Raw genomic sequence first — 518 nt, forward strand, 5'->3', positions numbered from 1 at the left:
GCGCTGGTGTCTGGAAGATGACAGCCCGGGATTGGCCGACTACCCGGCCAGCGAGCTGCCGTTTATCAGCCTGCCGCAACATCAGGCCTACTTGATTTACACCTCGGGCTCGACCGGCAAACCGAAAGGCGTGGTGGTCTCCCACGGCGAAATTGCCATGCACTGTCAGGCCGTGATCGAACGCTTCGGCATGCGCCCGGACGATTGTGAACTGCATTTCTATTCGATCAACTTCGACGCCGCCACCGAACGTCTGCTGGTGCCGCTGCTCAGCGGTGCGCAGGTGGTGCTGCGGGCGCAAGGGCAGTGGGACGCGGAAGAAATTTGCGGCTTGATTCGCACGCATCGGATCAACGTCCTCGGTTTCACGCCGAGCTACGGCAGCCAGTTGGCGCAGTTCCTTGCCACGCAGAATGACGTCCTGCCGGTGCGCATGATCATCACCGGCGGTGAAGCGCTGACCGGCGAGCATCTGCAGCGCATTCGCGCGGCATTCCAACCGGCGCAGTTTTTCAATG

At 61.6% G+C, this 518-nt stretch carries 1 protein-coding gene; it reads left to right on the forward strand.

What is annotated here, in order from left to right:
• Positions 1-518 (forward strand): AMP-binding protein (locus tag J5M56_RS24290; RefSeq protein WP_207937981.1); only part of this gene is annotated, 518 nt, incomplete at both ends.

The organism is Pseudomonas sp. 51_B (assembly GCF_017491595.1).
Lineage (GTDB): Bacteria > Pseudomonadota > Gammaproteobacteria > Pseudomonadales > Pseudomonadaceae > Aquipseudomonas > Aquipseudomonas promysalinigenes.